Source organism: Polaromonas sp., assembly GCF_029945685.1.
GTDB lineage: Bacteria > Pseudomonadota > Gammaproteobacteria > Burkholderiales > Burkholderiaceae_C > Polaromonas.
In genome coordinates, this window is sequence record NZ_JAQSDA010000020.1 from 453,393 (window position 1) to 466,678 (window position 13,286).

Here is a 13,286-nt window from a genome sequence, read left to right on the forward strand (position 1 = left end):
CTTAAGCGCAGACCTTCTGACGCGCTTCCTGGTACTCGCGCTTGAGCTGCGCGACAAAGTCGGCCGTGCTCTGCACCTTGCTGATCGCGCCAATGCCCTGGCCACAGCCCCAGATGTCTTTCCAGGCCTTGGACTTGTCACCGCCGAAGTTCATCTTGCTCGGGTCGCTTTCGGGCAGGTTGTCCGGGTCCATGCCGGCCGCGCGTATCGACGGGGCCAGGTAGTTGCCGTGCACGCCGGTGAACAGGTTGCTGTAGACGATGTCATCGGAATTGCTGTCGACGATGGCTTGCTTGTAGGCGTCCGAGGCACGCGCCTCTTCGGTGGCAATGAAGGCCGAGCCGATGTAGGCGAAGTCGGCGCCCATGGCCTGCGCTGCCAGCACCGCACCGCCGGTGGAGATGGCACCCGAGAGCGCCACCGGGCCGTCGAACCACTGGCGAATTTCCTGGATCAGCGCAAACGGGCTTTTCACGCCGGCATGGCCGCCGGCGCCAGCAGCCACTGCCACCAGGCCGTCGGCGCCCTTTTCAATCGCCTTGCGCGCGAACTTGTTGTTGATGATGTCGTGCAACACCACGCCGCCGTAGCTGTGCGCCGCGGCGTTGATGTCCTCGCGTGCGCCCAGCGAAGTGATGTAGATGGGCACCTTGTATTTCACGCACATTTCCATGTCGTGTTCGAGCCGGTCGTTGGACTTGTGCACGATCTGGTTGATCGCAAAGGGCGCGGCCGGCTTGTCGGGATGGGCCTGGTTGTAGGCGGCCAGCGTCTCGGTGATCTCGGCCAGCCACTCGTCGAGCTGCGACGCCGGACGCGCATTGAGCGAGGGCATGGCGCCGACCACGCCGGCAATACACTGTGCAATCACCAGCTTGGGATTGCTGATGATGAACAGCGGCGAGCCGATGATGGGCAGGGGCAACGCGTTCAGCGGGGCGGGAAGTCTGGACATGGTGTCTCCGGTGGGGTTCTTGTGAGATTCTGAGCGAAAAGTGAATCCAGCCCTTGTCAATCGGGCGACAACAGCTATCAAATCAATAGCAAATCAAGGGCCGATCAGGGCAATTTAAAAAGCCTCCAGCGCCAGCGCGGTGACGCTGTCGGCCCCTTCGACAATGCTGTCGCGCATGCCGGGCGCCTTGCTCAGCAGGTGGTCGGCGTAGAACACCGCCGTGGTGATCTTGGCCTGCATGAAGGCGGTGTCTTCGCCGCGGTCCAGGTGCTCCTGGGCCACCAGCAGCGAACGCGCCATCTGCCAGCCCGCCACCACGTTGCCGGCCAGCATCAGGTAAGGCACGCTGCCGGCGAAAACCGCATTCGGCGAGGCCTTGGTGTTGCCGGCGACAAATTCCACGACATCGACAAAGGCTTCGCGCGCGGCTTTCAGGCGTTTGGCCACGGTCTTCGCCGCAGCACTGCCCTGCTTTGCCAGCGCGGCTTCGGTTTTTTCAATCTGGGCGGCGATGCCCTTGGCAGTCTGGCCGCCGTCGCGCGCGGTCTTCCGGCCCACCAGGTCGTTGGCCTGGATGGCGGTGGTGCCTTCGTAAATCGTCAAAATCTTGGCGTCGCGGTAATACTGCGCCGCGCCGGTTTCCTCGATGAAACCCATGCCGCCGTGCACCTGCACACCCAGCGAGGTCACCTCCAGGCTCATCTCGGTGCTGTAACCCTTGACCAGCGGCACCATGTATTCGTAGAAGGCCTGGTTCTGCTTGCGCACCTCCGCATCCGGGTGGTGATGCGACGCGTCATAGGCCGCAGCGGCCACCGAGGCCATGGCACGGCAGCCTTCGATGTAGGCGCGCATGGTCATCAGCATGCGCTTGACGTCGGGGTGGTGGATGATGGGCGCGCTGGCGTTGATCGAACCATCGACGGGACGGCTCTGCACACGGTCTTTCGCAAAGGCCACGGCCTTCTGGTAAGAGCGCTCGGCGATCGCAATGCCCTGCATGCCCACCGCATAACGCGCCGAGTTCATCATGATGAACATGTACTCGAGGCCACGGTTTTCCTGGCCGACGATGTAACCGACGGCGCCGCCATGGTCGCCGTACTGCAGCACGGCGGTCGGGCTGGCCTTGATGCCGAGTTTGTGCTCGATGCTCACGCAGTGCACGTCGTTGCGCGCACCGAGTGCGCCGTCTTTACCGACCAAAAACTTGGGCACCACAAACAGGCTGATGCCCTTGACGCCTTCGGGCGCGCCGGTTACACGTGCCAGCACCAGGTGCACGATGTTCTCGGCCATGTCGTGTTCACCATAGGTGATGTAGATCTTGGTGCCGAACACCTTGTAGGTGCCGTCGGGTTGCGGCTCGGCACGGCTGCGCACCATGGCGAGGTCCGAGCCGGCCTGGGGCTCGGTCAGGTTCATGGTGCCGGTCCACTTCCCGCTGACCAGCTTTTCGAGGTAGATGGCCTTCAGCTCGTCCGAGCCGGCCGTCAGCAGGGCTTCGATCGCGCCGTCGCTGAGCAGCGGGCACAGCGCAAAACTCATGTTGGCAGAGTTGAGCATCTCGCCGCAGGCGGCGCCAATCGTTTTGGGCAGGCCCTGTCCGCCAAAATCGACCGGGTGCTGCAGGCCCTGCCAGCCACCTTCGGCATATTGTTTGTAGGCTTCCTTGAAGCCGGGCGTCGTGGTGACCACGCCGTCTTTCCAGCTCGACGGGTTCCTGTCGCCCTCCCAGTTCAGCGGAGACAACACGCCCTCATTGAACTTGGCGCATTCTTCGAGCACGGCCTGCGCGGTGTCGAAGCCGGCTTCCTCAAAGCCCGGGATCTGCGCCACCGCATCGATGTCGGCCAGGTGTTTGATGTCAAACAGCATGTCCTTGAGGGGGGCCTTGTAGCTCATGTCGTGTCTCCAGTGTCCAGGTGTCAATCCATAGGCCGGTTATCCGGCGCAAAAAAAGGGCACCGCCAGCGATGCCCTGTTCGTCCAGCCCTGATTAAAGGGCGGCGACCAGTTCGGGGACCGCCGTGAACAGGTCGGCCTCCAGGCCGTAGTCGGCCACGCTGAAAATCGGCGCCTCGGCGTCCTTGTTGATCGCCACGATGACCTTGCTGTCCTTCATGCCGGCCAGATGCTGGATCGCGCCGCTGATGCCGGCGGCGATGTAGAGCTGGGGCGCGACGATCTTGCCGGTCTGGCCGACCTGCCAGTCGTTGGGGGCATAACCGGCATCGACCGCAGCGCGCGAAGCACCGAGGGCTGCACCGAGCTTGTCCGCCAGCGGTGTCATGACTTCGTTGAATTTTTCGGCACTGCCCAGCGCGCGGCCGCCGCTGACGATGATCTTGGCGGCGGTCAGTTCAGGGCGGTCGCTCTTGGCGATTTCGCTGCCGACAAAAGTCGACTTGCCGCTGTCGGCCACACCGGTCACGGTTTCCACAGCAGCAGAACCGCCGCTGGCTGCTGCCGCGTCAAAACCCGTGGTGCGCACGGTGATGACTTTGGTGGCGTCCAGGCTTTGCACGATGGCAATCGCGTTGCCGGCATAGATCGGGCGCTCGAAGGTATCGACCGCATCCACCTTGGTGATATCGGAGATCTGGCCGACGTCCAGCAGGGCCGCGACACGCGGTGCGATGTTCTTGCCCGAAGCCGTGGCGGGGAACAGGATGTGCGAATAGCTGCCGGCCAGCGCGATGACCTGGGCGGCCATGTTTTCGGCCAGGCCGTGTTCGAAGTGGGCGCCGTCCACGTGGATGACCTTGGTGACACCGGCGATCTGGGCGGCCGCCTGGGCCGCGGCACCGGCATTCAGGCCGGCCACCAGCACATGCACCTCGCCGCCGCACTGGGCGGCTGCGGTGACGGTGTTGAGGGTGGCGGGTCGGATGCTGGCGTTGTCGTGTTCTGCTACGACGAGTGAAGCGAGTACGGTCATGTCATCAGTCCTTAAATAACTTTGGCTTCGTTGCGGAGCTTGTCCACCAGCGTGGCGACATCTGGCACCTTGATGCCGGCGCTGCGCTTGGGCGGCTCGCTGACCTTGAGGGTCTTGATGCGCGGCTTGACATCGACACCGAGGTCTTCGGGCTTGACGTTGTCGAGCTGCTTTTTCTTGGCCTTCATGATGTTGGGCAGGGTCACGTAACGCGGCTCGTTCAGGCGCAGGTCGGTCGTGATGATGGCCGGCAGGCTCAGGCTCAGGGTTTCCATGCCGCCGTCGACTTCGCGCATGACCACGGCCTTGCCGTCGGCCACGTCGACCTTGGAGGCAAACGTCGCCTGCGGCCAGCCCAGCAGGGCGGCGAGCATCTGGCCGGTCTGGTTGCAGTCATCGTCAATCGCCTGCTTGCCCAGGATCACGAGCTGGGGTTGCTCCTTGTCCACCAGGGCCTTGAGCAGCTTGGCCACCGCCAGCGGCTGCAATTCTTCGGCGGTTTCCACCAGAATGGCGCGGTCGGCACCAATGGCCATGGCCGTGCGCAGGGTTTCCTGGCACTGCGCCACGCCGCAGCTCACCGCAATCACCTCGGTCACCACACCCTTTTCCTTGAGCCGCGTGGCCTCTTCGACGGCGATCTCGTCAAACGGGTTCATGCTCATCTTGACGTTGGCGATATCGACACCGGTGCCATCGGATTTGACGCGGACTTTGACGTTGTAATCCACAACGCGTTTGACGGGTACCAAGACCTTCATGCAGGACTCCAGAGTTGATTGAATTGACGTGTACGTAAAGCACTTGATTCTATGCTGCGGCTGCCGCCTTGCCTGAAGCACAGGCTTTGGCGGGTCAGGCGTACCGACCGGAAAGAATAAAAAAGAACGATCGTTCTATTTCATTATAAAGACCGCTGGCGCCCGAATTAGAGCCGCCGACCCAAAGCAGTGTTGCCCGGGCGACAATTGCGCGCCAAATTAGCAGACCGTTTGGTCGGTTAATTGGGGTAAGCATGGACAGACTGGCGCCCGTCACTGACTTAAAGTGAGCGTTCCGAATGAATCAGGGCAACCCCGCCACTGAGTCAGCCCTCAACAAAGTCATCCGGTCAGCCCCCTGACCGCCCGGAGTGTTTATGAACATCAAACCGATTGCCGCCGCCCTGCTCACCGTCTGCAGTGGCCTTGCCTCTGCCCAGACCGTGCTGACCGTTTCCAGCTGGCTACCGCCCACCCACACCCTGAGCATGGCCCAGAAGGAATGGTGCGACCTGCTGGAGAAAAACACCGCCGGAAAGATGAAGTGCAACATTCTGCCGCGCGGCGTCACTGCAGCGCCTGGCACCATGGACGCTGTCAAGAATGGCCTGGCCGACGTGTCCTACACCGTGCACGGCTACACCCCGGGACGTTTTCTCTACACCCAGATGGCCGAGTTCCCCTTCCTGGGCAACACCTCCGAGCCGATTTCCGTGGCCTTCAACAAGGTCGCCATGAAACACCCCGAGTTCCAGGCTGAACACCAGGGCGTGAAGGTCCTGTCCTTCTTCACCCACGGCCCCGGGATTGTGTTCAACACCAAACGTCCCGTGACCAACGTGGCCGAGCTCGGCGGCCTGAAATGGCGCGTCGGCGGCGGCATGGTCAACGAGATCGCCAAGACGCTGGGCATGAATGTCACGCTCAAGCCGGCGCCCGACTCGTACGAGCTGCTCTCCGGCGGCGTCATGGACGGGACCTTGTTCCCGGCCGAGTCCACCGAGTCGTTCAAGATCGACAAGCTCATCAAACATGCCACCACCTTTCCCGGTGGCCTGTACAACACCAGCTTTGTCTTCATGATGAACCAGGCCAAATACGACAAGCTCCCCGCCGACGAGAAGAAGGCGGTGGACGCCATCTCCGGTGAAGTGGCTGCGCGCATTTACGGCCGCGGCTGGGACCGCGTGGATCGCCGCGCCATGGGCCTGATGCAGGCCAACAATGTGCAGGTCGTCAAGGCCGATGCCGCCTTTGTTGCCGACGTCAAGGCCAGGACGGCCCCACTGGAACAGAAGTGGGTCAAGGACGCCAATGCCAAGGGCCTGAAGGACGCGGCCAAGGTGCTGGCGGAGTTCCGCGCGGAAATCGCCCGCCAGGAAAAATAATCCGCTGACGCCCAGACGCCAGCCCCGGCGCGGCCTCATGGACAATGAGGGCCGCGCTTTTTTTCATGGATCGAGGCACATAGATTGAACAAGCTGATCGAGAGGGTCTGCGGCCTGCTGGCTGCCATTGCCCTGTTCGCCATCATGGCGCTGACTTTTTTTGACGTGGGGGGCCGCAAGCTGCTCTCCAACTCCATCACGGGCTCCCTGGAGCTCACCGAGCTGCTAATGGTGGTGGTGATTTTTGCAGCGCTGCCGCTGGTTTCGCTGCGCGGCGAACATGTGGTGTTCGACTCCCTGGACCACTACCTGCCCGAGGCCGTCCGCAAGGTGCAGCGCGCCCTGATGCAGCTGATCTGCGGCGTGGTCCTGCTGGCGCTGGGCTGGCTGATGTGGCAAACCGGCGGCCAGTACCTGGAAACCGGCGAGACCACGGCACAGCTGCTGATCCTGAAAGCGCCCTTCATTTACGGCATGGCCGTGCTGTGCGCTCTGGCCGGGTTGATTCACCTGGGCATGGCCTTGCGCCCTGCTTCCGATACCGACACCGGCGAAGGAGTCACGCTGTGACCGAAGCCCTGCTTGGTTTTGGCGCCATTTTCGTGCTGGCGCTGCTGCGCCTGCCCCTGGCTTTTGCCATGGGCCTGGTCGGCATTGTCGGCATGGGCCTGACACGCGGCTGGCACCCGGCTCTGGCCAGTACGGCGCAAGTCGTCCATGAAACCGGTTTTGCCTACACGCTGTCGGTGATCCCGCTGTTCATCCTGATGGGAAATTTTGTCGCGCGCGCCGGGCTGGCCCATGAGCTGTTTCATGCCGCCTACGCCTTCATCGGCCACCTGCGCGGCGGCCTGGCGCATGCCACCATCGCGGCATGCGCCGGCTTTGGCGCCATTTGCGGTTCGTCGATAGCCACCGCCGCCACCATGAGCAAGGTCGCCTACCCGTCGATGAAGCGGCTGGGCTACAGCGACTCGCTTTCGACCGGCGTGATTGCTGCAGGTGGCACGCTGGGCATCATGATTCCACCCTCGACCATCATGGTCATCTACGGCATCGTGACCGAAACCAACATCGGCAAGCTGTTTGCAGCCGGGGTGATCCCGGGCATCCTGATCGCCCTGCTGCTGATGGTGGCCGTGGTTTTTATGACCTTCATGGATCCGGAACATGCGCCGGCCGCTGAAAAATCGAGCTGGTCCGAGCGCTGGAAGGCCTTGCGCGGCATCTGGGGCGTGCTGCTGCTGGTGGTGCTGGTGCTGGGCGGCATTTACGGCGGCGTGTTCACCGCCACCGAAGGCGCGGGCATAGGTGCGGCGGGTTCCTTCCTGTTTGCACTGGCACGGCGGCGGTTGACGGTCAAGGCCACGCTCGAGGTATTGGTGGAGTCGGCGCGCACCACGGCCATGCTGTTCACCCTGCTGATCGCCGCGACCATTTTTGCCAACTTCGTGAACTTCACCTCCATGCCCAATGACCTCAAGGAGTGGATCACCCACCTGGGCCTGTCGCCGGTGATGATCGTCGCGGCGATGATGATGATCTACGTTCTGCTGGGCACCGTGATGGAAGAGCTCACCATGGTGCTGCTGACCATTCCGCTGTTTTTCCCGATTGTGGTGTCACTCGGTTTCGATCCGGTCTGGTTCGGTGTGCTGATCGTGATGGTGATCCAGATCGGCCTGATCTCGCCGCCCGTGGGCATGAACCTGTTTGTGCTCAACACCCTGTTGCCCAAGGTCGGGCTGGGCGCCATCTTCCGCGGCGTCTGGCCTTTTGTGGTCATGCAGGTGGTGGCGCTGGGCATCCTGCTGGCTTTCCCCGGGCTCAGCCTCTGGCTGCCCTCCTTCATGAAATAAAAGGAAAAGGCAAGCGCCGCGCCGGAGCAGGCGCGGCGCGGGAGGCCTCAGGAAGCCCTGACGTCTTGCTCCGGCTGGGGCCGGGTGTGAATCACCCGCTGCGGGTAAGGAATCTCGATGCGGTTCTCGCGCAGGGATTGCAGGATGGCGAGGTTGATGCGCGAGCGCAGGTTCTGCTGGCCGTTTTCCGGGTCCGTCATCCAGTAGTTCAGCGTGAATTCCAGTCCGTCGGCCCCGAAATTGGTCAGGTTGACACCCGGGCCGGGGTCGCGCAGGACCCGATCCTGCGCGAGCGCCGCCTCGGTCAGCAAACGCATCACCAGCTCGACGTCGCTGTCGTAGCCCACCGACACCACGGTGGACTGCAACACGCGCGAATCGGCCAGGGAGAGGTTTTCAATGCGGTTGCTGATGAACATTTCGTTGGGCACGATGGACTCGCGCCCGCCCAGCGACCGCACCACCGTGTAACGCGCGTTGATGTCGGTGATGCGGCCCTCGAAGTTATCGACCCGCACGTTGTCGCCGATGCGCACGCTGCGTTCGGCCAGCATCACAAAGCCGCTGACGTAGTTGGCAGCCAGTTTCTGCAGGCCGAAACCTATGCCCACGCCGATCGCCCCGCCCAGCACCGACAGGGCCGTCAGGTCGATGCCCACCGCCGACAGCGCCATCAGCAGGCCGACAAACATCAGTACCGCGCGGGTGGCGTTGCTGACGGCCTTGCGCAGTGACAGCTCGTTGCCGGTGGCCGAACGCAGCAAGCGCGTCTCAATCGCCGCGGAAATCCACAGCGTGATCAGCAGCACCACCCCGGCGGTCACCGCACCCTCGAGCATGGTACGCACCGACAGGGTCGAGTTGCCAACCTTCCACTTGATGTCGTCCAGCTCTTCAAGAATCACCGGCAGCAGGCCGCTGACCCAGAGCACCATCGCGAGCCAGGCCAGCCACGAGATGGTGCGTTCCAGGGCCCGCACAAAAGGCGCTTCCTTGAAGGCCACCTGCAGCACCTTGACGCCCAGGCGAATCACCGCCAGCGCCAGAAGCACCGGAACCGCCACCTTGAACACGGCCACGGGAAACAGCCGCGCCAGCAAAGTCTGGGCTGCGTAGGCAAAAAACAGCAGCAGCAAGGGAAACAACACGCCGTCGATCACGCGCTGGCCAAACAGGATGGAGGTGCGGCCGGCCACGGCCTGCGCGCGGCTGGCCACCCGCACCAGCAGCCAGGCCAGCAGCACGCAGGCGATGAGCGCCGCCAGTTCGGTCAGCGCACTGGGCTGGGCCAGCGCGGCAAACCATTCGTCGAGCGTATCGATTCGGGCTGACCCCGCACGGGAGCTCACAGGACCGGCCATTGGGGCTTCCTTTTGTCGATGAAGGCCTGCACGCCCTCCTGCGCCACCGGGTGAACCATGTTGCAGGCCATGGTCTGGCCGGCGAGCTGGTAAGCGGCCGCGATGCCGGTTTCGCGCTGCTGGTAGAACAGGGCCTTGCCCATGGCAATGGCCTCGCGCGGTTTCGCCAGGATGGCCTGCAGCATCTGCTCTATTTCAGCGTCCAGCGCTTCCGGTGCCACCACGCGGTTGACCAGGCCGCGCAAGCGTGCCTCTTCGGCACTGATGAAGGCGCCGGTCAGCAGCATTTCCATGGCCTGCTTGGCGGGAATGTTGCGCACCAGCGGCACGCTGGGTGTGGCGCAGAACAGGCCCACGTCGATGCCGTTGACACCAAAGGTCGCCTCGCTGCTGGCCACCGCCAGATCGCATTGCGCCACCAGCTGGCAGCCGGCGGCCGTGGCCACGCCCTGCACCCGGGCCAGCACCGGTACCGGCAGGGCCTGGATGGTGAGCATCATGCGGGTGCATTGCGCAAACAACTTCTGGTAGTAGGCCAGTTCGGGCTGCGCGCGCATCTCCTTGAGGTTGTGCCCGGCGCAAAAAGCCTTGCCTTCGGCGGCCAGCACCACCAGTCGCGCGCCCGGGTCGGCGGCCACCGCATCAAGCGCGGCCTGCAGGGCCGCCAGCATCTCTTCGCTCAGGGTATTGAAAGCGGCCGGACGGTTCAGCGTCAGCCAGTTCACACCGCGCTCGTCGCGGGTATGCAACACGGGGGCCGAAGAATCATTCATGGCAGGAATCCAGAGGTCTATAGATCGGCAAGGACGCGGATGTGCGCCTCCACGCTGCGCGCCAGGGCACCCAGGTTGTAGCCGCCTTCGAGTGAAGAGACGATGCGGCCCCTGGCGTGACGCTTGGCCAGGTCCTTCAGGCGCATGGTGATCCAGGCGTAGTCCTGCTCGGTCAGCCCCAGCTGGCCCAGGTCGTCCTCGCGGTGGGCATCAAAACCGGCGCTGATGAAAATCATCTCCGGCTTGAACTCCTCCAGCCGCGGGATCCACATCATCTCGATCAGCTCGCGGATGTCCATGCCCTTGGTGTAGGCCGGCACCGGCAGGTTCACCATGTTGGCGGCCTGCGTTTCGGCGCCGGTATACGGGTAATACGGGTGCTGGAAAAAGCTCACCATCAGGATGCGGTCGTCGCCGCGGATGATGTCTTCCGTGCCGTTGCCGTGGTGAACGTCGAAATCGACAATCGCCACGCGTTTGAGGCCGTGCCGCTCCAGCGCGTATTTGGCCGCCACCGCAATGTTGTTGAAATAACAGAAGCCCATGGCCTTGTCGCGGCATGCATGGTGGCCGGGCGGCCGCACCGCGCAAAAGGCGTTTTCAACTTCGCCCGCCAGCACCGCATCGGTGGCGGCCAGGGTGGCACCGGCGGCGCGCAGGGCCGCCGTCCAGGTGTGCACGTTCATCGAGGTGTCGGGATCGATCTGCGCATGGGTCGGGCCGCCCGCGAGAATTTCGTCGGCGAGCTGGTCGCTCAGGCCGCGCAGCGAGGCGATCAGCATGCGGCCATGCGCCAGCTCCAGGTCGCTGATGGACGCCAAGGGCGCCTCACGCCGGTCCAGCGCATCGCCGACGCCGGTGATCAAGAGGCGGTCTTCAATCGCATCGAGCCGCTCCGGACATTCCGGGTGCCCCGCACCCATCTCGTGTTTCCAGCAGTCTTTATGGGTGAAGTACGCGGTGCCGTTCATAGGAGAAATTTTGCGGTAAGGTTGATGGCATGAACGCGAAACAAAAAATTCAAACGCTTTTGAATCAGCTTAACACGGTCATTGTGGGCAAGCCGGCCCAGGTGCAGGACTGTGTCGCCTGCCTGCTGGCCGGCGGGCACCTGCTGATCGAAGACGTGCCGGGCGTCGGCAAAACCACGCTGGCGCATGCCCTGTCGCGTTCCTTCGGACTGCAGTTTTCGCGGGTGCAGTTCACCGCCGACCTGATGCCCAGCGACCTGACGGGGGTGTCGATTTACGAGCGCCAGAAGGAAAGTTTCGTGTTCCACCCCGGACCGATTTTTGCCCAGGTGCTGCTGGCCGATGAGATCAACCGCGCCAGCCCGCGCACGCAAAGTGCGTTGCTCGAAGCCATGGAAGAAAAGCAGGTGACGGTGGAGGGCGAAACCCGGCCCCTGCCCGTGCCCTTTTTTGTGATTGCCACCCAGAACCCGCACGACCAGCTGGGCACCTACGCCCTGCCCGAGTCGCAGCTGGACCGTTTTCACATGCGCATCTCGCTGGGTTACCCGGACCGCGACGCCGAGCGCGAACTGCTGGGCGGCAGCGACCGCCGCGACATGGTCGACAAGCTGGCCACCGTGCTCATGCCGCATGACCTGCTGGACCTGCAGCAGCAGGTGCAGCAGGTGCATGCGTCGGAACCCCTGCTCAACTACCTGCAGGACCTGATTGCCGCCACCCGGTCGGGCCGCTGGTTTTTGCAGGGCCTGAGCCCGCGCGCCGGCATCGCCCTGGTGCGCGCCGCACGCGCCCAGGCCTTCCTGAGCGGGCGAGACTACGTGGCGCCGGACGACATCGTGGCCGTGCTGCCGCAAACCGTGGCGCACCGGCTGATCCCGGTCAGCGACGCCGGGCGCGGATCGGTGGAGCAGGTGCGCGCCATGATCGAGGCCGTGCCCTTGCCCTAAATGACTCCCCCCCGAAGCGCCTCCGGCGCCTCCCCCCAAGGGGGGCGCCACCAGCGGCCCGGCAGAGCCGGTTCCGCGGTGACCCGCGAGTGGAATCCGTTTGCCCTCGTGAGAAACGGGTTTCAGCGATGGTGGCAAAGCCGCTTGCCGCTGACCGACAGCGTGCTGCTGACCCAGCGCAATGTCTACATCCTGCCGACGCGGCCCGGGCTGATGCTGGCGCTGACGCTGCTGGTGCTGCTGGTCGCCTCCATCAACTACCAGCTCAACCTGGGCTACCTGCTGACCTTTCTGCTGGCCGGCAGCGCCCTCACCGGCATGCATGTGTGCCACGGCACCCTGCGCGGTCTTGCCATGAATTTGATAGCACCTCCCGCCCATTTTACGGGGACTGCAGCCATTTTTGACGTCAAACTCACGAACAGCCGGCGCTCCGTGCGGCACGGCATCGGCATCAGTGTGCTGGCCGCACCCGGCGGGACTGGCCAGCCGCACTGGGCCTGGACCGATGTACCGGCGCAGAACAGCGCCACGGTGCAGGTCGCTTTCACCCCGCAGCACCGCGGCCTGCACCGCCTGCCCACGCTGACCGCCGAAACCCGCTTCCCGCTTGGCACCTTCCGCGTCTGGACCGTCTGGCGCCCCGCCGCACAGATGCTGGTCTACCCGGCGCCGGAGTTGCACCCGCCGCCCCTGCCACCGGGCGAACCACGCTCCGGCGGCGCCGACGCTTCGGCCCGCTGGCAAAGCGCCGGCGAGTTCGACGGCGTACGCGGCTACCGCCGCGGCGACCCGCTCAAACTCGTCATGTGGAAAAAAGCCGCCAAGGCCGACGACCAGGGCAACGGCCTGGTGGTACGCGACACCCAGCAGGCCCAGCGCCACGAGCTCTGGCTGGATTTCCTGCAGGCCGGCTCGCTCGGCACCGAAGCACGGCTGTCGCGGCTGTGCGCCTGGGTGCTGCAGGCCGACAAGCTGGGCCTGCGCTACGGCCTGCGCCTGCCGGGGCTGGAGATCAAGCCGGCCAGTGGGGAAGCGCACAAACGGCAGTGTCTGGAGGCGCTGGCTTTATGTTGAGCGCTCCTGCCTTGTCAGACAATCCAGGCTGGGGGCTATCTCCACTTGTCTGGGCTGGGCTTGTTGAAGCTCTCTTTGCGTCCACGGGTTGTGGTGTGCCACCAAGCCGGGTCTCGCCCCGGCGGGCGACTTACTTTTCTTTGCTTCGCCAAAGAAACCTAAGGAAAAGAAAGGCGACCCGACTGTCTGGGTCCCTCCGCTTCGCTCCGGGCAACCTGCGCTGCTCGATTCCGGCGGGGGTCGGCAGAAC

The 13,286-nt window shown here is 63.9% G+C and carries 12 protein-coding genes; 5 read left to right on the plus strand and 7 right to left on the minus strand.

What is annotated here, in order from left to right; genetic code table 11:
- Window position 1: 1 nt before the first annotated feature.
- From PSV26_RS13760 to PSV26_RS13775, 4 genes are all read right to left on the minus strand, one after another.
- Window positions 2-955 (minus strand): nitronate monooxygenase family protein, encoded by a 954-nt coding sequence (locus PSV26_RS13760; protein ID WP_300571493.1) that lies wholly within the window; start codon window positions 953-955, stop codon window positions 2-4.
- Window positions 956-1,069: 114 nt separating this feature from the next.
- The gene (locus tag PSV26_RS13765; RefSeq protein WP_300571495.1) at window positions 1,070-2,860 is read right to left on the minus strand and encodes an acyl-CoA dehydrogenase; all 1,791 of its coding nucleotides are present in this window, start codon (window positions 2,858-2,860) and stop codon (window positions 1,070-1,072) included.
- A gap of 94 nt (window positions 2,861-2,954) precedes the next feature.
- Window positions 2,955-3,896 (minus strand): FAD-binding protein, encoded by a 942-nt coding sequence (locus tag PSV26_RS13770; protein ID WP_300571497.1) that lies wholly within the window; start codon window positions 3,894-3,896, stop codon window positions 2,955-2,957.
- An 11-nt stretch (window positions 3,897-3,907) separates the two neighbouring features.
- Entirely contained in the window at window positions 3,908-4,657 is a 750-nt protein-coding gene (locus PSV26_RS13775; RefSeq protein WP_293592422.1) for an electron transfer flavoprotein subunit beta/FixA family protein, read from the minus strand.
- Window positions 4,658-5,034: 377 nt separating this feature from the next.
- On the opposite strand from PSV26_RS13775, the gene PSV26_RS13780 reads away from it, so the two are divergent.
- The 3 genes from PSV26_RS13780 to PSV26_RS13790 all read left to right on the plus strand — a co-directional run bounded on the left by PSV26_RS13780 (window position 5,035) and on the right by PSV26_RS13790 (window position 7,904).
- Complete coding sequence (locus tag PSV26_RS13780) at window positions 5,035-6,045, plus strand: TRAP transporter substrate-binding protein (protein ID WP_300571499.1); 1,011 nt, start codon at window positions 5,035-5,037, stop codon at window positions 6,043-6,045.
- Window positions 6,046-6,129: 84 nt separating this feature from the next.
- Window positions 6,130-6,615: a TRAP transporter small permease gene (locus PSV26_RS13785; protein ID WP_300518721.1), complete on the plus strand. Its 486-nt coding sequence runs from the start codon at window positions 6,130-6,132 to the stop codon at window positions 6,613-6,615.
- Entirely contained in the window at window positions 6,612-7,904 is a 1,293-nt protein-coding gene (locus PSV26_RS13790; RefSeq protein WP_300518720.1) for a TRAP transporter large permease, read from the plus strand. The genes PSV26_RS13785 and PSV26_RS13790 overlap by 4 nt, the downstream gene beginning before the upstream one ends.
- 47 nt (window positions 7,905-7,951) lie before the next feature.
- Here the strand turns inward: PSV26_RS13790 and PSV26_RS13795 are convergent, their stop codons facing one another.
- The 3 genes from PSV26_RS13795 to PSV26_RS13805 are packed head-to-tail and all read right to left on the minus strand — an operon-like array spanning window position 7,952 to window position 11,009.
- Complete coding sequence (locus PSV26_RS13795; protein ID WP_300518717.1) at window positions 7,952-9,265, minus strand: mechanosensitive ion channel domain-containing protein; 1,314 nt, start codon at window positions 9,263-9,265, stop codon at window positions 7,952-7,954.
- On the minus strand, window positions 9,250-10,038 hold the full coding sequence (locus PSV26_RS13800; RefSeq protein ID WP_300571501.1) for an enoyl-CoA hydratase: 789 nt from the start codon (window positions 10,036-10,038) through the stop codon (window positions 9,250-9,252). The genes PSV26_RS13795 and PSV26_RS13800 overlap by 16 nt, the downstream gene beginning before the upstream one ends.
- A gap of 17 nt (window positions 10,039-10,055) precedes the next feature.
- Window positions 10,056-11,009 carry a histone deacetylase family protein gene (locus PSV26_RS13805; RefSeq protein WP_300518711.1) on the minus strand — a complete coding sequence of 318 codons (954 nt, stop codon included), beginning with the start codon at window positions 11,007-11,009 and terminating at the stop codon, window positions 10,056-10,058.
- 29 nt (window positions 11,010-11,038) lie between these two features.
- On the opposite strand from PSV26_RS13805, the gene PSV26_RS13810 reads away from it, so the two are divergent.
- Entirely contained in the window at window positions 11,039-11,959 is a 921-nt protein-coding gene (locus PSV26_RS13810) for a MoxR family ATPase (RefSeq protein WP_300571503.1), read from the plus strand.
- A 78-nt stretch (window positions 11,960-12,037) separates the two neighbouring features.
- Window positions 12,038-13,036 (plus strand): DUF58 domain-containing protein, encoded by a 999-nt coding sequence (locus tag PSV26_RS13815; RefSeq protein ID WP_300571764.1) that lies wholly within the window; start codon window positions 12,038-12,040, stop codon window positions 13,034-13,036.
- Window positions 13,037-13,286: the final 250 nt, after the last annotated feature.